Origin of the sequence: Sphingomonas sp. BT-65 (assembly GCF_026107375.2) — a bacterium.
Lineage (GTDB): Bacteria > Pseudomonadota > Alphaproteobacteria > Sphingomonadales > Sphingomonadaceae > Sphingomonas.
The window spans coordinates 912,133-930,827 of the sequence record NZ_JAPCIA010000001.1; the positions used below are offsets into that span (position 1 = coordinate 912,133).

An 18,695-nucleotide genomic window follows, 5' to 3' on the forward strand; every position below is an offset into this window, starting at 1 on the left:
CGATGTCGGTCCGCCTCAAGCTGTTCATCGGCCCCGCGGTGCCGCTGCCCGCCCCGCCCGAGGTGCTCGACGCGTTGGTCTCGGCCTCGGTCACCAGCGCTTCGGCCGAGGCGCCCGGGGTGTTCCAGCTGGTCTTCGAGCTCGACCGGCGCTCGCCGCTCAACCTGCTGTTCCTGGTCAGCAGCGGTGCGACGATCCCGCTGGTCCGGGTGGTGATCGCAGCGCAGGTCAATGGCCGCGAGAGCGTGCTGATCGACGGCGTGAGCACCAACCACTCCCTCTCCGCCGGCGAATCCCCGGGCACCACGCGGCTCACCGTGACCGGCGAGGATCTGAGCCGCGTGCTCGACTATATCGAGCTGCCCGACCTGCGCTATCCGGCCATGCCCGATTTCGCGCGGGTGGCGCTGATCGTCGCCAAATACGCCTTTCTCGGGATCATCCCCAAGGTCATCCCCTCGATCCTGCTCGACGTCCCGCTGCCGACCGGCACGATCCCGCAGCAGCAGGGCACCGACCTCAAATACATCCAGAAGCTCGCCGACGACGTCGGCTACATCTTCATGATGCAGCCGGGCCCGGCGGTGGGGATGAGCTTCGCCTATTGGGGGCCGGACCTGCGCGTCGGCGAGGTCCAGCCGGCGCTGTCGTTCGACATGGATGCGCACCGCAATGTCGAATCCGCCACCGGCAGCGTCGATACGCAGAAGGCGAAGCTTCCGATCGTCGTCATCCAGAATCCGGAGACCAAGGTGCCGATCCCGATCCCGGCGATCGCCAATCCAGTACTCAATCCGCCGCTCGGCCTGATTCCGCCGATCCCGCTGCAGGTCGAGCGGATCACCGGATCGGCCAAGCACAATCCCGTGCAGGCGGCGCTGATCGGCATGGCCAAGGCGGCGCGCGCGCAGGTCGGCTATTCGAAGGTCTCGGGCAAGCTCAACCCGCTGCGCTACGGCCGCCTGCTCGAGCCGCACAAGCTGGTCGGGCTGCAGGGTGCCGGGCCGGCCTATACCGGCCTGCATTATGTCGAGAAGGTCACGACGAGCTTTTCCGAGGGCGAGGTCTCGCAGGAGTTCGAGCTGACGCGCAACGGCGTGCTCTCCACCGTTCCGAAGGTGGCGGCATGACCGGGCCCTATTACGGCAAATACCGCGGGACGGTGATCAACAACGTCGATCCGTTGCAGGTCGGGCGGCTGATGGTGACCGTGCCCGACGTCACCGGACTCGCGCCCAGCACTTGGTGCAACCCATGCTTCCCGGTCGCGGGCATGCAGATGGGGATCTGGGCGGTGCCGGTGATCGGCTCCGGCGTCTATGTCGAGTTCGAGCAGGGCGATCCCGATTACCCGATATGGACCGGCTGCTGGATCGCCACCGCCGCCGAAAAGCCGCTGCTCGCCAACACCGCGCCGCCGCCGACCCCGGCGATCACGCTGCAGACTCCGCTCAAGAACGGCATCGTCATTTCCGACGGGCTTGGGCCGATGGGAGTCGGCGGGATCGTCATCCAGAGCTCGACCGGGGCGATGATCGCGGTGAACGATACCGGGATCACGATCACCAACGGCAAGGGCGCGGTGATCACGATGGTGGGCCCCACCGTCGACATCAACCTCGGCGCGCTGACGGTGACGTGATGCCTGGGCCCCTCCTCCATGTCGGCGCGACCGTGCTCTGCGCCCATGCCGGCCAGGCCACGCCGACCGTGCCCAATCCGCGCGTGATGGTCTCCGCCCAGCCGACCGTGACTCAGCCGGGACCGTGGCTCATCGCCGGTTGCACGCTGCCGCCTCCCCCGGCCGCGAACGGGCCCTGCGTCACCGCCAGCTTCGTCACCGGCTCGGTCCGCGTCCTGTCGCTCGGCCAGCCTTTGCTGCTGATGGACAGCGTCTCGATCGCCGCGCCGACCGGCACGCCGCTGACCCCGACCGTCGTCCAGCCGCGGGTGATCGCGACATGACCGCGCCGCTCTACACCGACTATCCCTATCGCTTCGGCGCCGACGGGCTGACCGCGCGGACGAATCGCGCCGACCATGTCCGCGACCTGCTCGAGCAGCTGCTCTTCACCCGCCCCGGCGAGCGGCTGACCCGGCCGCAGCTCGGCGTAGGGCTGGGCGACCTGCTGTTCGGCCCGTTGAGCGAAGATGTCGCCGCCACCGCGCAGATGCTGGTCGAGCTGGCGATCCAGCAGCATCTCTCGCGCGAGATCTCCGAAGCGCGCGTGGCGGTGCGGATCGACGGCTCGGCGCTGCTGATCGACATCGCCTACCGGATCATCGCCACCGGCGAGGCTGGCGAGACCATTTTGCGAGCGGAGGGCGTGGCATGATCCAGCATTGCTGCGACCTGCGCCGCCGCGAAGCGACGCGCCAGAGCACCCTCAACGGGATCGACTTCCTCGAGGTGATCGACAACGCCGCGCCGTCCGAGGCCGACCGGCAGCGCTTCCTGCACGTGCACCTGCTCAAGGATCCCGCGCCCGTGGTCTATGACGAGACCAACCTGGTGGTCGAGGGCCCCGGCGGGACGCTCCCGATCGTCGCCGTGCAGACCGGGTTGCCGCCGCAAGCCAACATCGTGGTGATCGAACTCCTCGCACCCGGCGACTTCACCATCCATCGGCTGCGCTTCCGCCGCGGCCTGCTCGACGAGCGGCCGCCGCTCGAGCTCGATCCGCAGCTCGCGGCGATCGACTTCTCGTTCAAGGTCGAGTGCCCGTCGGACTTCGATTGCCTGCAGCCGTGCGGCTGTTCCGATCCACCGCGTCCCCTGCCCGAGATCGACTATCTCGCGCGCGACATTGCGAGCTTCCGCCGGCTGATGATCGGGCGGCTCGCAACCGTCCAGCCCGACGCGCCGCCGCCGCACGTCGCCGACTTGCGCATGGCGCTGGTCGATGGGCTGGCGGTGATGGCCGACCAGATCGCGCAGCTGCAGGACGCGGCGCACACCGACGCGTGGCTGGCGCATGTCCGCAGCCGGGTATCGGCGCGGCGGCTGGGGCTCGCGGTCGACTATGCGCTCGACGAAGGCCGCAACGCACGCTGCTTCGTCCATCTCGCGGTGGGCGCCGATTTGCTCCCCGTCGCGCCGGACTTCGACCCTGTGATCCCGGCCGGCACCGCCTTCGCTACGCGGATCGGCGGCGAAGGCGGGGTGTTGTCGGGCCCGGCCGCGCTCGCCCAGGCTGAAGTGGTATTCGAAGCGCTCCTGCCGCTGGCCGAGTTGCGCAGCGCGCATGGCGAGATGGCGTTCCACACCTGGTCCGATCAGGCCTGCTGCCTGCCGGCGGGCGCCACCACGGCGACGCTCGCCGGGCATTTCCCCAACCTTTCGCCCGGCCAATTCCTCGCCTTCGAGGAGGTGCTGGGCCCGCGCACCGGCAATCCTGCCGACCGCGATCGTGCGAACCGGCCGGTGGTCCGGCTGGAGGAGGTCATCGCCTTCGCCGGCGCCGTGCCGCTCACCGATCCGGTCACGGGGGCGCTGATCACCGAGATTCGCTGGGTCGGCGAGGACGCGCTGGTGCGCCCGCTATGCCTGTCGGCCGAGACCGACGCCGCCTATGGGCGCGTCTATCTGCCGCAGGTCTCGGTCTCGCGCGGCAATATCGTGCTGGCCGACCATGGCCGCACGATCGCCGACGAGCCGCTCGGGAGCGTGCCCGAGCCGGTGCGCGCCTGGGCGCCCGGACGCGGGCCGCTGGCGCTGGCCGATGCCGGGGCCCGGCCGCGCAGCTGCAGCGAGACGATCTGCGACCGGCCCGAGGCCGAGGCGATCATCCCGCGGTTCGCGCCGACGCTCGCCGCCGCGCCGCTGACCTTCGCCGCGCCGCTCGACCCGCTCGCCGGGGCCGTCGCGCTGCTCGCGCCGCCGGGGCTGCCGCAACCGGCGATCACGCTGATCGGCACGCTCGACGGCGACCCGCGCGACTATTCCGCGCAGCGCAACCTGCTCGGCAGTGGTCCCGACACGCCCGATTTCGTTCCCGAGATCGAAGCCGATGGGCGCGCAACCCTGCGCTTCGGCGACGACGTCAACGGCCTGCGGCCCAACGCGCGCACCGCCTTCGTCGCCACCTATCGCGTCGGGCTGGGCCCGCTCGGCAATATCGGCGAGGACCGGCTGGTCCATGTGCTGGGGCCCGCCGGGATCGACGCGGTGCGCAATATGACCGCGGCGGTCGGCGGTCGCGCGCCCGAGAGCGTGGCGGCGATGCGCCGCCGCGCCCCCTTCGCCTATCGCCGCCAGGACCGCGCGGTGACCCGCGACGATCACGACGTCATCGCCGCCCGCTTCCGCCCGCCCGAGGGGCCGCTGCAGGGCAGCGTGACCGACATCATGCACACCGGATCGTGGCATACGGTCAAGATCACCGCCGACCGCACCGGGGGGCTCGCCGTCGACGACGCGTTCCGCGACACGCTGCGCGCGTTCATCGAGCCCTATCGCATGGCCGGCCGCGACCTCGAGGTCGATCAGCCGATCGCGGTCCCGCTCGAGATCGATCTGCAGGTATGTGTGTCCGAGCGCTACCAGCGCGGCCAGGTCAAAGCGGCGCTGCTCGAGGTATTCTCCAACCGCGTCCTGCCCGACGGCACGCTCGGCGCCTTCCATCCCGACCGGATGCGCTTTGGGGCGACCGTCTACCTCTCGCCGCTGATCGCGCTGGCGCGGGGCGTCGCCGGGGTGGTCGAGGTCAAGGCGACGCTGTTCCAGCGCTTCAACGATCCCGACAGCAGCGGCCTCGCCGCCTCGAAGCTGCTGTTCGGCCGGCGCGAGATCGCGCGGCTCGACAATGATCCCAGCCACCCGGATCGCGGCGTGCTGCGGCTCGCCATGCGGGGAGGACGCTGATGGCCGGCCCGACGATCTGCGGCTGCTGCGGCGGGCTTGCGGTCACCGCGCCGAGCGCCAGCTTCGCGCGCGCCGGGCTCACGCAGGTCCCGCTGCGCGCGGGCGGTTATTGGAGCTATCGCGATTCGCTGATCGCGCGGCTGACCGCGGCCGAACACGGCCCGCTCGCCGAACTCAAGTCGCGCGATCCGGCGGTCGATTTCTCGATCGCGCTGATCGACGCCTGGTCGACCACGGGCGAGGTGCTGAGTTTCTATGCCGAGCGGCTGACCAACGAGACGCTGTTGCCGACCGCGCAGGAGCGGCTGTCGCTGCATATGCTCGCCGAGCTGGTCGGCTACCGGCCCGGCCCGGGCGTCGCGGCATCGGTCAAGCTCGCCTTCACCATGGCCGAAGCGCCCGGCGCGCCGCGCGCGGTCACCTTGCCCTCGGGCATCAAGGTCCAGTCGACGCCCGGCCCCGACGAGAAACCAGTACTGTTCGAAACCGGCGCCGCGATCCCCGCGCGGCCCGCCTGGAACGCGATGCGGCCCCAGCTCGCGGCGGTCCAGCCGCTGCTCGCGACCACCACCCAGCTCTATCTCAGCGGAACGCAGACCGGCCTCAAGCCGGGCGACGCACTGTTCTACCGTGCCGACAACAACAGCCCGGTCTTCGCCCGGATCACCACGGTCACCCCCCTGCCCGCCGATCCGGCCAAGGATCCCGACCGCCCCGACCTGACCTTGCTGCGCCTCGTGCCGCTGGCCACCAGCCCGCTGGAAATCGGCATTGCCGGCCCGCCGCCGTCGATCGCGCCCAACTTCCCGCCCGCGCTCGCCGCGGTGCTCGGCGACACGATCGACGCCGGCGAGCTCACCGAGCTGCTGGCGGCCGAAGGCATCAGCGAGGACGCACTGTTCGATCCGCTCGCCGCGGCCGATCCGCCGCCCAAGCGCGTGCTCGCCTTCCGTGCCAGCGCCGGGACCTTCGGCAAGACCGCACCCGCGCTCGACATGCTGCCCACGACCCTGACCGGCACGATCCCGATCTACGACACTAACGATGACGGCAACATCGTGATCGACCACACCATCGATGCGCCCTATGCCGACCGCATCGAGGCGACCTGGGCCGATTCCGGCACGCTCCAACTGCTCGCCGCCAACGAGAACTACGTGTTCCTCGATCGCGTCGTCGAGGGCGTCGGCGCGGGCAGCGCGGTGGCGCTGGTCGACGGCGATGCCTGGGGCATCTACCTGGCGGAGACGGTGACCGAGACCGCGGTCTCCGACTTCGCGATCACCGGCAAGTGCACGCGGATCAAGCTGCACGACGACGCCGGCTTCGGCGACTTCAGCATCCGCGGCGCCACCGCCTGGGTAATCAGCGAATGGCTGGACCTTCCGCCGGCGCCGCTGTTCGCCAAGCTGCCCGCCGGTACCGACACCATCGCGCTCGACGGCTTCCGCCCGGGGCTGCAGCCGGGACAGCTGCTCGCGCTCACCGGGTTGCTCGCCGACGGAGTCGACGCACCGGCCGCCGAACATGCGACGATCGCCGAAGTCGAGCACCAGATGACCCCCGGGGCACGGACGACGATCACCCTCGCCACGGGCCTGACGCAGGATTTCGACCGCCGCGCGCTGCGCATCAACGCCAATGTCGCGCCGGCGACGCATGGCGAGACGCGCTTCGAGATACTCGGCAGCGGCGGCAGCCGCGCCGCCTATCCCGCATTCGCCGCGAAACAGGGGCCGCTGACCTTCGTCAGCGCCGAAGTCCCGGGGGGCGGCCGGCCCGAGCTGACACTGCGGATCAACGGGATCGCCTGGCACGAGGCGCCCGACCTGCTCGACGCCGGTCCCGCCGACCGCATCTACACGCTCGCGCTCGACGAGACGGGCAAGCCGCGGATCGGCTTCGGCGACGGGCTGCAGGGCGCGCTGCCCCCGGCCGGGCAGGATAATATCACGCTCGACTATCGCGTCGGGCTGGGTCTGGGCGGGCGGGTCAAGGCGGGGCAGCTCGACACGCTCTTGTCACGCCCGCTCGGGCTCGAGGGGGTGCGCAACCCGCTGCCCAGCGAAGGCGGCGCGGATCCGGTCGGGGTGGACGCGCTGCGTGGCGAGCTGCCGCTCTACTGCCGCACGATGGACCGGGTGGTGTCGCTCAGCGACTTCGCCGATTTCGCGCTGACCTATAGCGGGATCGCCAAGGCGCGCGCCGAGCGGGTCAAGGTCCCGGGCCTCCCCGCCCCCGGCGTCGCGCTGACCGTAGCCGGCGAGCTCGGCGCCCCGGTGCCGGCGAGCGGCGAGCTCCACCAGAAGCTGCGCAAGGCGCTGGCGGGCAGCGGCATCCCCTTCGCGCGCTTCGCGCTGCGCGATTTCCGGCTCACCTACTTCCGCCTCGCCGCCAAGCTGGTCCCGCATCCCGACCATGTCGCCGCCGATGTGCTCGCCGCCGCCGAAAAGGCGCTGCGCACGGCGTTCGGGTTCGACGCACGCGAGTTCGCGCAGACCGTCTATGATTCGCAGGTCGTCACGGTGCTCCAGGGCGTGCCCGGGGTGGTCGCGGTGATGCTCGACCGGCTCTACACCGGCGCCGTCCCGCTGCGGCAGGCAATGCTCCCGGCAGCGAGCGCGACCGACACGCTCGGGGCCGAGCTGCTGCTGCTCCATCCTGGACCACTCGACTGGCTGGAGGTGGCGGCATGAACGCGAACCTGCCGATGGGCGACTGGCTCTACGACACGCTGCCCGAGGTCTACCGGCTGCGCGACGCCGAGCAGGGCTATCCGCTGCGCGCCTATCTTGCCGTGCTCGGCGAGCAGGGCGACGCGCTGTGGGACGAAGCCCAGCGGCTCTACGACAACCAGTTCCTCGAGACCTGCGAACCGTGGCTGGTGCCCTATCTCGCCGCGCTGCTCGGCTATCGGCCGGTGCACGAGATCGGCCCGGTCAGCCAGCGCGCGCTGGCGGCGCAGTGGATCGCGCTGGTCCGCTCGAAGGGCACCGCCGCGACGCTCGAGGAGGTCGCGCGCGGCGCCACCGGATGGCCGGCGCGCGTGGTCGAGTTCTTCCAGCTGCTCTCCCATCCGCAATATCTCAACCACGAGCGTGCGCAGGTTCACGGCGCGCTCGACCTGCGCAACGCCCAGCGGCTCGAGGACCTCGGCACCGCCTTCGACAGCGCGCATTACAGCGTCGACGCCGGCCGCATCGTCCGCGGCGAAGGGCTGCACAACATCGCCAATATCGGGCTCTACCTATGGCGGCTGCGCCCCGGCCCCTGGCCGCGGCATCTGGCGCTGCGGATGGGGACGCGGCGCTATGCCTGCCACCCGCTGGGCCTCGACACGCAGTGCTTCAACCTGCCGCTGACCGAGGCCGACCGGCGTTCGCTGGCGGGGCCGCAGCATCTGCCGATCCCCTTGTCGCGCCGCCGGCTGCATGAGGATCTCGCCGGCTATCACCCCCGCGCCTTCCGCATCTGGATCGACGGGATCGAGGTGGATCCGGCGGCTTTGTGCATCTGCAACCTGTCGGACCAGGGCGCCGGATGGGCGCATATGCCCGATATTTTGGTCGCCTTCGATCCGGTGCTCGGCCGGATCGCCACCCCCGCCTCGCAAGCCGCGCCGAACCGCGTCGAGGTGCTGTTCCACGACGCCTTCCCGGGCGATGTCGGCGGCGGCGCCTATGAGCGCGCGGCGGGCTTCGCCGAAGCGCTCGCGCCGCTCGTGCCGGTCAATCTCGGCGACAACCTCCAGGCCGCGATCGATTCGGTCCAGACCGGCGGTGTGGTCGAGCTGCGCGACAGCGAGCGTTTCGACGGCGCCTTCACGATCGACGCTGCCGCTGACGAACGGATCGAGCTGCGCGCCGCCAATGGCGAGCGCCCGGTGCTCGGTCTGACCGCCGATTGCACGATCACCGGCGCCGCCGAAAGCGAAGTGACGCTCAACGGCCTGCTGATCGCCGGCGGGGCGCTGGTGGTGCCGGACAACGGCACCAATGCGCTGCGCCGCCTGACGCTGCGCCACATGACATTGCTCCCGGGGATCACCGCCGACCCCGATGGCACGGCGCAGCAGCCGCAGGCGCCGTCGCTGGTGATCGAGGCGCCGGGCGTGCTGGTCGAGATCGAGCGCTCGGTTCTGGGCGGCATCCGCGCACACCCGTCGACCGTGATCGTGATCCGCGACAGCGCCGTCGACGCCACCGAGCGCCACCATATCGCCTTTGCGGCGCTCGACGGGATCGCCGCCGCTGGGCTGGTGACGATCGAGGATTCGACCGTGATCGGAAAGGTTCACGCCCGGGTCTTCACATTGATTTCGAACTCGATCCTCGACGCTGCGCTCGACCCGGCGGGGGACACGTGGCCGCTCGCGATCCATGCCGAGGATACCCAGCAGGGCTGTGCGCGGTTCAGCTGGATTCCTTCGGGCTCACGCGTGCCGCGCCGCTATCGCTGCCAGCCGAGCCTGGCGCTGGGCGAGGCGCTGCGCGCCGCCAAGGAAGCCAATCCCGCGCTCTCCCCGCTCGCCATCGCGACGATCGAGCGCCGCATCGTCACTCCGCTCAAGCCGGCCTACACCGCCCGCCGCTACGGCCGCCCGGGCTATCTGCAGCTGCTCACCGCCACCCCCCTCGCGATCCGCACCGGCGCCGACGACGAGAGCGAGATGGGCCTGTGGAGCCACGTTCACCAGCCGCACCGCGAAAGCAACCTCGCGGTGCGGACCGAGGAGTTCCTGCCCAGCGGGCTGGAGGCAAGCCATGTCTATGCAACCTGAGCGGCGCCCGGCGCCGCCGACGGGAAGGATGGGAAGATGACCGTCGACATCAGCCGCAAGACCTTCGATCCCCGGCGCCATACCGCGTGGACGACGGAGATGCAGGGCCGCGTCGCCACCGATGCGCCCAGGAACGAGAATCAGGCGCAGCGCGACCGCCGGGTCCGGGCGTTGATGACCGATCTTGCCGGCCGCTGCGGCTATCCGGAGATATTGCCCGGCAGTTTCGAGATCGGGATCGCCGGCGGCGGGCTGACGATCGCGCCGGGCCGCTATTATGTCGACGGGCACCTGGCCGACAATTTCGGCGCCGGGAATCCGCTGTTCGATACCGTGCTGTCCGAGGAGCGTGGTTCCGATCCGGTCGCGTTCGCCGACCAGCCCTATGGCACCGGCGGCGCCGCAGCGCCCGCCGATGGGCTGCACATCGCCTATGTCGACGTCTGGCAGCGCGACGTCACCTTCCTCGAGGACCTGTCGATCCTCGACCCGGCGATCGCCACCGACACCTTCGCGCGGCGCCAGACGGTGTGGCAGGTGCGCACCTTCGGCCCGGTCGACCCGGACACGAGCTGCAGCACCGATCCAACCGGCTGGGATGTCTTCATCAGCCCGTCGCGCGCGCGGCTGACCACGCGAGCCAACCCGGCCAATGCGGTCACCGATCCGTGCCTGCTGCCGCCCGGCGCGCTGTATCGCGGGATCGACAACCGCACCTATCTGGTCGCGATCCACGGTTTCGACGCGGCCGGCGCGCCGCTGGTCAAATTCTCGCGCACCAATGGCAGCGTCGCCACGGCGATCCTCGCCCAGCCGCAGGGCGACGTGCTCGAGGTGGCGCAGGTCGCGAAGGACGATTTCCTGCGCTTCAACCCCGGCGACTGGGTCGAGATCACCGACGAGGCCCGCCTGCTCGCCGGAGAGGCGGGAACCATGGCGCGCGTGCTCAGCGTCGACGACCCGTCGAACACGATCACGCTCGAGGATCCGCTGCCCGCCGGCGCACTGCTGCTGGTCGGCCCTGGACCCGATGCCGACCAGACGGTGCATCCCGTCCTGCGCCGCTGGGACCAGGCCGGCGAGATCCGCGACGAGAACGGGACGGTGCTCGCCGACCTCGACGCGCCCGGCGCGACCGGGCTGATCCCGGTGCCGACCGACGGCACCTTCGTCTCGCTCGAGGACGGGGTCGAGGCGGCGTTCACGCTCGCCGCCGGGATCGGCGACGCGCATGTCAACGACAATTGGAGCTTCGTCGCGCGTTATGCCGACAGCTCGGTCGAGGAGCTCTCGGCCGCGCCGCCGCAGGACTATCACCATCATTATTGCCGGCTGGCGATGGTCGAGGCCGCGGGCGGGGTCTTCACCGAGGTGGTCGAGGATTGCCGCGATCCGCTCGACGGCGATTGCGACTGCTGCTGCACGGTGACGGTCGAGGTCGGCGATTCGATCCAGGCGGCGATCGACAGCCTCCCGGTCGCGACCGGCGGCTGCGTCTGCCTGGTCGCGGGCGAGCACCAGCTCGACGGCGCGCTGTCGCTCACCACCTCGAATGTCCATCTGGTCGGCGAGAGTCGCGGGGCGATCGTCCGCCGGATGGGTGGCGGAACGGTGCTGCGGGTGGACGACGCGCGCAACATCGACATCGACATGATCGACTTCCGCCACGACAGCGGCGGCGACGGCGACGCGCTGCTGGAGATCACCGACTGCGATAGCGTGAACGTCGCCCGCTGCGCCTTCTCGGCGCTCAGGGGCACGACCTCCACCGGCGTGGCGGTCAGCGGTTCCGAGGACGTGTCCATTCGCGACTGCGACTTCACCGCGCTCGCCAACGGCGTCCTCACGATCGGCGAGAACGGGCTGCTGACCATCGCCGACAATATGTTCGACCTGCGCGGCGAGCAGCTGGCCGGCCTGATCGGGGTGGGCGCATTTAAGTCCACCGCACAGCTCAGCATCACGGGCAACACCATCGCCGGCGTGCTGAGCGGGATCGTGATCAACGACGATCCGGCGTCCGAGACGCGGCATTCGCTCGCTACCGGATCGCTGATCGCCGACAACCGGATCCGCCTCAGCGCCGCCGAGCAGCAGGGTACCGACCAGCCGCTGCGCGGGATCGACAGCGCTGCCGACGAATGCACGGTGCGCGGCAACCACGTGAGCCTGGAAGGGCGAGTGAGCCTGGGCATCGTCGTCTCGGGCAACGACCTGGTGGTGGTCGAGAACCAAGTCGAGATCGACCCCGACGAGCAGGGCGGCGCATCGGGCGGGATCGTGGTTGGCGCGACCGACGACGACGCCTCGCACCTGACCGACGGCGTCACGGTGGCGCACAATTCGGTGCGCGGCACCACGATCGGTATCGTGATCGGCCATGCCAGCGCGGTGACCGTCACCGACAACCGGCTTCATGCAGGCGAGGAGCCGTTCCTGATGGCGCTGGCGCTGAACGACACCGTATCCGCCACGGTGCGCGACAACGCGTTCGACCGGGCGGCGATCGGGCTGTTCGGAAGCGACGGCCGCTACACGCTCGTGGCGGACAACGGTTTCGCGCCGGGCGGGCTCGCAATCGCGCTGACGCAGGATTTCGCCGCGACGATCGAGGGCAACGTCATCGACCAGTCGCGCAGCTTCGGCATCGCGCTGCTCCAGGCGAGCGGGCGCACCGCGGTGACCGGCAATCGCCTGCGCAACTGCGGATATGACGGAGCATTCGCCGGCGGGATCGGCGCGCTCTATGTGCTCGGCGAGCTGGCGGTCTGCGGAAACGAGGTGGTCGACACCGGCCTCGGCCCGGACGGCAAGGCCAACAACGCCGCGGTTTTCGGGATCCTCGGCGCGCTCGTGCTCGAGGCGCTCGTCAGCGAGAACCTGGTCACCACCACGCTGGCCGAGGCCCGCCCCAACGGGCTCGAGGACCGGGCGCTGGGGCTGCTCGGACTGTTCGAGTTCTCGACGGGGCAGAACGAACTGACGGTCGGCTACCCCTGCACGATCGTCAACAACAAGTTCTACGGCAAGGGCTTCTCCGCGCTCGTCCAGCTCTCCCAGATCCAGGCAAGCGACAGCTTCCACCTGCGGTTCGAGCGGGTGTTCTTCACCGGCAACTATTGCAACCATTGGGGCACGCGCGATCCCGCGCGCGCGACGGTGGTGCTCGTGGGCAGCGCCGGCGTGGTGATGGGCAACCAGGTCAAGGGCATGCCGCGCAGCGCGCCGTCGATCGATCTCAACGGGATGGCCGGCACCGTGATCGGCAACATCACCGCCGGCGACATCGTCAACGACCCCAACTTCCCGGCCCCCGAACCCCAATTCAACCGCCGGTTGTGACCCGGCGCTGCGCATAGGAGACAGTGATGAAATTCGCCGACCTCGTCGCCACCCGCATGAAGGCGATCGACGCGCTCGAAAAGCGCATGTCCGCCCGGCCCACGCGCGAGCTTGCCGATCAGCTCGGCAAGGCGACCGCCGCGGCCCAGATCGAACGGATCGAACTGCGCATCGCGCGGCTCGACCGGCACAAGGCCGCCACGCTCGCCCGGATCGACGCGGCGCTCGCGAATGAGAACGAAGCGCTGACGGCCGCCCGCAAGCGCGCGAAGGAGCAACCCGGCATGGTGTCCAAGGGCGGAAGCGACGTGGCGTCGCCGAAGTCCGCAAAGCCGGCCAAGCCCGCCGCCAAGGCGACGCGGTCCAAATCCGCCGCCAAGGCGACGCGATCCAAATCCGCCAAGCCGCGCTGAGCGATGCACAATTTCGGCACCATCACGCTGCCCAAGGCGATCGACCGGCCGCTCGCCGACGGTGACCGGATCGCCCGCGCCGCCGACCTGCTGCGCGCGCACATCGCTTTCGAACCGCAACCGGCAATCACCCCGGTCGATCTGGACCGGCTGCTCGGCGAAGCCGGATCGGCACCATGGTCGGCGCTGGACCGGGTGGCGCGCGTGTTCGAGCTGGACCGTTTCGAGACCGCATTGCTCCTGACGCTTGCGGCAGCCTCGGTCGACCCGGCGCTCGCCGCGACCTGCGCGGCGCTGCAGGGGCAGGAGCGCAGCGGCGCGATCTCCTTCGCCCTCGCCGGGCGGCTGCTGCCCGAAGCGCGCCTCGCCGCGCTGCGCCCCGATGCACCGCTGCGCCTGTGGCGGCTGATCGTGCCGGCCGGCCCGGCCGAAGCGGCGAGCGTGACTCGCTTTCAAATCGACGAGCATGTGCTGTTCCATCTGGCCGGCGCCGAGATCGCATCCGAATATCTGGCGCCGCTGCCCGCCGACGGCTGGCTTGCGCCGAGCCAACGGGCCTGCGTCGAACAGGTCGCCGCGCTGCTCGATCTCGACGATCCGCGCGGCGGCACCGCGGTGCAGCTGTGCGGCGAGGATGGCGGAACCCTGCGCGCGCTGGCGGCCGCGACAGGCGGGCGGCTTGGACTTCCGGTGCTCGCACTGACCGCCGCGGCGTTGCCCACGGCGCGGACCGAGCTGATCGAACTGGCGCGCGCCTGCAGCCGTGACCTCGCGCTGGCCGAGGCAATGCTGCTGCTCGACGCAAGCGGCGCTTCCGCCGATGCGGGCGGCGCGGCCGCGCAGTTCGCTGCGCTGGTGGAAGCCCCGGTGATGATTGCCGCCCCGGCTCCGCTGGCGGTATCCGGACGGCCCGCGCTGCGGCTGGATGTCCCGCCCCCGACACTGGCTGAACGGCGAGAGCATTGGCGTGAACTCGCACCGCAGCTTGCTCCGTCCGAGATCGGCTTGCTGGCGCGCACCTTTCTGCTCGACGGCGCTAGCCGCACCGCTGCGGCCCGGCTGGCCGGCGCCAGCGCCGATCGCGCCGCGTTGTGGCAGGCATGCCGGATGCAGGCGCGCGACCGGCTCGAGGGCCTCGCCGAGCGCATCGTCTCACCGGTCGGCTGGGAAGACCTCGTGCTGCCCGATGCCCAGCACGAGCTGCTGCGCGACATCGTCGATCACGTGACCTTTGCCGGCCGGGTGTTCGAGGACTGGGGCTTCGACACCCGTCTCAGCCGCGGCACGGGGGTCGCGGCGCTGTTTGCGGGCCCCTCCGGCACGGGCAAGACGCTCGCCGCCGAAGTCCTCGCCAACGCGCTGGAGCGCGATCTCTACCGGATCGACCTCAGCCAGGTGGTGAGCAAATATATCGGCGAGACCGAAAAGAACCTCTCGCGCATTTTCGCCGCAGCCGAGGGCGGCGGCGCGATCCTGCTGTTCGACGAGGCCGATGCACTGTTCGGCAAGCGCAGCGAGGTGCAGGACAGCCATGACCGCTACGCGAACATTGAGGTCAGCTACCTGTTGCAGCGGATGGAGACCTATGCCGGTCTCTCGATCCTCACCACCAACCTCAAGGATGCGCTCGACAAGGCCTTTCTCCGCCGGCTGCGCTTCATCGTCCAGTTCGCCTACCCCAATGCCGAGCAGCGCGGCCGCATCTGGGAGCGCGCCTTTCCGGCCGAGCTGCCGCGCGAGGGGATCGATTATGCGCGGCTCGCCCAGTATGATCTGACCGGCGGGGCGATCCGCAACGTCGCGCTCGCCGCCGCCTTCCTCGCGGCGCGTTCGGGCGGCCCGCTGACCATGGCCCATTGCGCCGCAGCCGCCGCGCGCGAATATCGCAAGCTCGAAAAGCCGCTCGGCGCGCGCGAACTCGGGCGGGGGCGCTGATGGGCGCGCCGGCGGCCGCCGTCCAGGCGCGGGCCGGCCCGGCGCAGCAATCCGCCTCGCCCGCGCAGGCGCAGACCGCCACATCCGAGATCGAGCCCGAGCGCCGGCGCAGCCGGACCCAGACCCAGCAATGGCTCGCATTTCTGGGCGGACAGGGCGTCCGCCCCGCACTGGCGGTCGGCGGCGCGGACACGCCGGAGGAACGCGCGGCGGATCGCCTCGCCGAAGCGGTGCTCAAGGTCCAGCAATCGAGCGGCTTGGCGGGCGCGAGCTGCCCCGAATGCGCCGCCAAGCTCGCCGCGGGCCGGCCGGAGGACGAGACCTGCCCCACCTGCGCCGCCGGCCGGACGCGCACGGTCCGCCGCATGCCCCTCGCCCGGCCGGGCGGCGCATCGCGCGCCGGCGCGGCGGCGCCGCCCAGCGTGCACCGAACCCTCGCGCGCCGCGGTGCGCCGCTTTCGCCATCGACGCGAGCCTATTTCGAGCCGCGCTTCGGCGCCGCGCTCGATCATGTCCGGGTCCATACCGACCAGGTCGCCGCGCGGTCCGCGGCCGAGGTCGGGGCGCATGCCTATGCCGTGGGCAGCGACCTGGTCTTCGCCAAGGGCCGTTACGCGCCCGGGACCACCCGCGGCAACCGGCTGCTCGCCCATGAGCTCGCGCATGTCGTGCTCGAGGGGAATGCCGGCCTGCTCCGGCGCGATCCGGACGAGGAAGCGCCGCTGACCCGCACGCAGGAAATCGCCCAGTCGCGGACCAGCCCGGGGATGATCTCCGGGCAGGCGCGGCCGATGACGCTGAGCCTGTGGAACTTCGGAATCGACGTGGCGACACTCAAGCCCGAGCACCGCGCCGTGCTGCAGGAGCTCGGCCACCTGATCCAGACGCACGGCGCCCGCACGCTGATGCTGCGCGCGATCGGCTTCACCGACGAAACCGGGCCCGAAGAGCATAATCTCGATCTCTCGCGGCGCCGGGCACAGGCCGTGTCGGCGCTGCTGACTCCGATGACCGGCCGGGTGCGGGTTACCGCGGTCGGCGAAGCCAACCCCGCCGCCGACAACGCGACCGTCGACGGGCGCTCGCGAAACCGCCGGGTCGACTTGCGCCTGACGCTGCCGCCGCCGCCGATCCCGGATCCGACGCCGGACCCCGATCCCGACCCTGATCCGGAGCCTGATCCCACCCCCGATCCCGACCCGGACCCCGATCCAGACCCCGATCCGCCGGACGAACCGGAACGGCCGCGCCCCGACGATCCTTCCTTCTGCGAGGAGCATCCGATCCTGTGCGGCTTGCCGATCCTGCCGGGCCTGCCGCTCCTTGCGCCGCTGATCTGCATCATCGCGCCCGAGCTGTGCATCGGCGCGGTCTGCCTGGCCTTGCCTGAGCTCTGCGCGATCCCGGTCGTCCCGGACCCCCCGGGCGGTCCGCCGGAGCCCCCCGACCGTCCGGAGCGCCCGCGGCCTGAGGAGGAAGGCGGGCCGCGCGTCCACTTCGTTCCGGATGTCGCGGCCGACAACTCGCCAGCGGGGATGCCCGACCGGATCGGCCTGCGCGATCCGGTGCTGGTGACGGCGGTGGTCGAGAACCCGCCGCCGGTCACGCAGCCGATCACGATTTCGGTCAGTGCGCCCAACACCGCCGCAGGCGACGCCACGATCGACGGCGCCGCGACCGCCAGCATCACCGGCACCACGATACTGTCTATCCTCGGCTCGCAGATGACCGAAGCCGGGATCGGGCCCCAGCTGCAGCTCGGCGCCGAGTGGCAATCGAGCCTGGTCGGATGGAGCAACAGCTTCGCTGTGTCCTCGATCTCGCAGAACTGGACGGCGGAGCTCGATTCGACCGACACCACCCAATATGGCTGCGCGTTCTACGCGAAGATGAACTGGGGATCGGACAGCGGCAGCCAGCGCGATCTCGACGAATGCTATTATGTCGAGGCCGTTGCCGTCGATGTCGAGCGCGGCGGGTTGCGGGGCATGGGCACCGGCGGCGTCAACAACCCGGCCGATGCCGAGCCGAGCGACTTCGGCCCGACCTTCGACCAGCACGGCACGCCCTATCGCTGGATCAGGCGCCCCGGCTACGCACGGATCAAGCAGCTGTTCCGCATCTACGACGCGCGCTCCGGATCGGGATGGGTCGCCTCGCCCGCATCGGGCTACACCATCGAACGGATCGTCGAGCGCGACACGCGCAACCCCCGCTGTTGGCAGCTCACGGTCAAGAAGAAGGGCGCGGCCGTCAGCGCCCTCGGACTGTCGTCGAGCGCCGGCAGCGGCGACATCGAGCATAGCTTTCACGGCATCAACTGCGCGTCGCCGCCGCGGCCGCCCGATCCGCCGCCAGAACCGGAACCCGAACCTGAGCCCGAGCCGATACCCGAACCCGAGCCGGAGCCCGAACCGCAGGCCGAACCCGAGCCCGAATGCGATCGCGCCGAACTGTCGCGGCGGGTCGATGCATGCATCGAGGAGGCGCGCGAGGGTGCGATCGCCTGCACGCTCGAAGCGGTGATCCCGCCGCTGGGCGGATGGGGCGGCGTGGGATCCGGCATCCGATATTATCAGTGCCTCGACGACGTGCGCGAGCGGTTGCTCGAATGCGATCGCGAAGCCAAGCGCGACACCAATTGCCCCGATCAGCAATTCGCCCAGACCGACGACGAGGAGGGGGGCGAAGGCCCCGCGCTGGCATGACGTCGGACGGCCAGCCCGCGGTCGTCGTTTCGGGCGGACTGCTGCTCGCACTGCTCCCTCCGCTCGGCGGGCGCGCCGTCGGACCCCAGGCCTGGCTCAAATGGGCGGGTCCCGGACCGCTGATAATCGGAGAGTCACGCCTTTCCACGCCGGACGGAGCCCCAGGCGAAGGATTGGACGATGCGTTCGATCTGACGCGCGGCACGTCGATCGACCCGCCGGGCAGCCTGGCGCTCGTCGAACCGCGGCCGCCGCGTGGGCTGACCTGCTGGACCCTCGATGGACTGCGCGTGACGGCGCAGCCCGTCGAGCCGGAACGATCGCTCATCGTGCTCTGGCTTCCCCTGCTGGTCCCTGTGCCCGACGACCCGCACTTCATCGTCGCGATCGTCAATTACGGACCGGATCCGCTTTCCCTGCCCGATCTCGTATTCGAAAGCCGGCTGCGGATCGATCGCGCGGACCACGTCTTCGCCGAGCCGGGCCTATGGGACGGCCGCGCGCTTGTCGACGCCGGCGCCGCCGCGGTCCTGCGCTTGCGTTTCGATCATTTCGGCGCGACCGTGCCCCGCAGTTCAGCGGTGATGGAATTCGCCTGTGGTGCCTGGTCGAGCGATCCGCTCCCGGTCGCGTGGCGGCAAGCCGATGCGTGA

At 70.5% G+C, this 18,695-nt stretch carries 12 protein-coding genes; all 12 read left to right on the forward strand.

Features of this window, described 5'->3' with window-relative positions; genetic code table 11:
• The first annotated feature begins 2 nt into the window (after window positions 1–2).
• On the forward strand, window positions 3–1,130 hold the full coding sequence (locus OK349_RS04475) for a hypothetical protein (protein ID WP_265116619.1): 1,128 nt from the start codon (window positions 3–5) through the stop codon (window positions 1,128–1,130).
• The gene (locus OK349_RS04480; protein WP_265116620.1) at window positions 1,127–1,642 is read left to right on the forward strand and encodes a phage baseplate assembly protein V; all 516 of its coding nucleotides are present in this window, start codon (window positions 1,127–1,129) and stop codon (window positions 1,640–1,642) included. The genes OK349_RS04475 and OK349_RS04480 overlap by 4 nt, the downstream gene beginning before the upstream one ends.
• Window positions 1,642–1,965: a hypothetical protein gene (locus OK349_RS04485; RefSeq protein ID WP_265116621.1), complete on the forward strand. Its 324-nt coding sequence runs from the start codon at window positions 1,642–1,644 to the stop codon at window positions 1,963–1,965. Before OK349_RS04480 ends, OK349_RS04485 begins: the two co-directional genes overlap by 1 nt.
• Window positions 1,962–2,336, forward strand: a complete 375-nt coding sequence (locus tag OK349_RS04490) for a GPW/gp25 family protein (RefSeq protein WP_265116622.1) — start codon at window positions 1,962–1,964, stop codon at window positions 2,334–2,336. Before OK349_RS04485 ends, OK349_RS04490 begins: the two co-directional genes overlap by 4 nt.
• A complete protein-coding gene (locus tag OK349_RS04495) occupies window positions 2,333–4,864 on the forward strand; it encodes a baseplate J/gp47 family protein (protein ID WP_265116623.1) in 2,532 nt (843 codons plus the stop codon). Before OK349_RS04490 ends, OK349_RS04495 begins: the two co-directional genes overlap by 4 nt.
• Window positions 4,864–7,560 carry a putative baseplate assembly protein gene (locus tag OK349_RS04500; protein ID WP_265116624.1) on the forward strand — a complete coding sequence of 899 codons (2,697 nt, stop codon included), beginning with the start codon at window positions 4,864–4,866 and terminating at the stop codon, window positions 7,558–7,560. Before OK349_RS04495 ends, OK349_RS04500 begins: the two co-directional genes overlap by 1 nt.
• Entirely contained in the window at window positions 7,557–9,644 is a 2,088-nt protein-coding gene (locus OK349_RS04505; protein ID WP_265116625.1) for a hypothetical protein, read from the forward strand. The genes OK349_RS04500 and OK349_RS04505 overlap by 4 nt, the downstream gene beginning before the upstream one ends.
• Window positions 9,645–9,680: 36 nt before the next feature.
• Window positions 9,681–12,986: a DUF6519 domain-containing protein gene (locus tag OK349_RS04510; protein ID WP_265116626.1), complete on the forward strand. Its 3,306-nt coding sequence runs from the start codon at window positions 9,681–9,683 to the stop codon at window positions 12,984–12,986.
• Between the two features lie 26 nt (window positions 12,987–13,012).
• Window positions 13,013–13,399 carry a hypothetical protein gene (locus tag OK349_RS04515; RefSeq protein WP_265116627.1) on the forward strand — a complete coding sequence of 129 codons (387 nt, stop codon included), beginning with the start codon at window positions 13,013–13,015 and terminating at the stop codon, window positions 13,397–13,399.
• Between the two features lie 3 nt (window positions 13,400–13,402).
• Window positions 13,403–15,334, forward strand: a complete 1,932-nt coding sequence (locus OK349_RS04520) for an ATP-binding protein (protein ID WP_265116628.1) — start codon at window positions 13,403–13,405, stop codon at window positions 15,332–15,334.
• The gene (locus OK349_RS04525; RefSeq protein ID WP_265116629.1) at window positions 15,334–18,042 is read left to right on the forward strand and encodes an eCIS core domain-containing protein; all 2,709 of its coding nucleotides are present in this window, start codon (window positions 15,334–15,336) and stop codon (window positions 18,040–18,042) included. Before OK349_RS04520 ends, OK349_RS04525 begins: the two co-directional genes overlap by 1 nt.
• 173 nt (window positions 18,043–18,215) lie before the next feature.
• A complete protein-coding gene (locus tag OK349_RS04530; RefSeq protein ID WP_265116630.1) occupies window positions 18,216–18,695 on the forward strand; it encodes a hypothetical protein in 480 nt (159 codons plus the stop codon).

Excerpts from the sequence above, each read along its gene's own strand:
- OK349_RS04475 (WP_265116619.1), top strand. The coding sequence starts at position 3 with ATGTCGGTCCGCCTCAAGCTGTTCATCGGCCCCGCGGTGCCGCTGCCC.
- OK349_RS04480 (WP_265116620.1), top strand. The coding sequence starts at position 1,127 with ATGACCGGGCCCTATTACGGCAAATACCGCGGGACGGTGATCAACAAC.
- OK349_RS04485 (WP_265116621.1), top strand. The coding sequence starts at position 1,642 with ATGCCTGGGCCCCTCCTCCATGTCGGCGCGACCGTGCTCTGCGCCCAT.
- OK349_RS04490 (WP_265116622.1), top strand. The coding sequence starts at position 1,962 with ATGACCGCGCCGCTCTACACCGACTATCCCTATCGCTTCGGCGCCGAC.
- OK349_RS04495 (WP_265116623.1), top strand. The coding sequence starts at position 2,333 with ATGATCCAGCATTGCTGCGACCTGCGCCGCCGCGAAGCGACGCGCCAG.
- OK349_RS04500 (WP_265116624.1), top strand. The coding sequence starts at position 4,864 with ATGGCCGGCCCGACGATCTGCGGCTGCTGCGGCGGGCTTGCGGTCACC.
- OK349_RS04505 (WP_265116625.1), top strand. The coding sequence starts at position 7,557 with ATGAACGCGAACCTGCCGATGGGCGACTGGCTCTACGACACGCTGCCC.
- OK349_RS04510 (WP_265116626.1), top strand. The coding sequence starts at position 9,681 with ATGACCGTCGACATCAGCCGCAAGACCTTCGATCCCCGGCGCCATACC.
- OK349_RS04515 (WP_265116627.1), top strand. The coding sequence starts at position 13,013 with ATGAAATTCGCCGACCTCGTCGCCACCCGCATGAAGGCGATCGACGCG.
- OK349_RS04520 (WP_265116628.1), top strand. The coding sequence starts at position 13,403 with ATGCACAATTTCGGCACCATCACGCTGCCCAAGGCGATCGACCGGCCG.
- OK349_RS04525 (WP_265116629.1), top strand. The coding sequence starts at position 15,334 with ATGGGCGCGCCGGCGGCCGCCGTCCAGGCGCGGGCCGGCCCGGCGCAG.